1 rRNA gene is annotated in these 772 nt (G+C 54.9%); it reads right to left on the bottom strand.

What is annotated here, in order from left to right:
• Positions 1 to 19: 19 nt before the first annotated feature.
• Positions 20 to 772 (bottom strand): 23S ribosomal RNA (locus MM194_RS21740); the annotation flags it as partial.

Here is a 772-nt window from a genome sequence, read left to right as displayed (position 1 = left end):
AACACTTCTTGGGTGTTGTATGGTTAAGCCTCACGGGTAATTAGTATGGGTTAGCTCAACACGTCGCCGCGCTTACACACCCCACCTATCAACGTTGTGGTCTCCAACGGCCCTTTAGGACCCTCAAGGGGTCAGGGATGACTCATCTCAGGGCTCGCTTCCCGCTTAGATGCTTTCAGCGGTTATCGATTCCGAACTTAGCTACCGGGCAGTGCCACTGGCGTGACAACCCGAACACCAGAGGTTCGTTCACTCCGGTCCTCTCGTACTAGGAGCAACTCCCTTCAATCATCCAACGCCCACGGCAGATAGGGACCGAACTGTCTCACGACGTTCTGAACCCAGCTCGCGTACCACTTTAAATGGCGAACAGCCATACCCTTGGGACCGACTTCAGCCCCAGGATGTGATGAGCCGACATCGAGGTGCCAAACACCGCCGTCGATATGAACTCTTGGGCGGTATCAGCCTGTTATCCCCGGAGTACCTTTTATCCGTTGAGCGATGGCCCTTCCATTCAGAACCACCGGATCACTATGACCTACTTTCGTACCTGCTCGACCTGTCCGTCTCGCAGTTAAGCTGGCTTATGCCATTGCACTAACCTCCTGATGTCCGACCAGGATTAGCCAACCTTCGTGCTCCTCCGTTACTCTTTGGGAGGAGACCGCCCCAGTCAAACTACCCACCAGGCACTGTCCGCGAGCCCGATTCAGGGCCCTGCGTTAGAACATCAAACATACAAGGGTGGTATTTCAAGGACGGCTCCAGC

The organism is Aeromonas sp. MR16 (assembly GCF_022549315.1).
GTDB lineage: Bacteria > Pseudomonadota > Gammaproteobacteria > Enterobacterales > Aeromonadaceae > Aeromonas > Aeromonas aquatica.
This window is presented reverse-complemented; position numbering and strand designations above follow the sequence as displayed.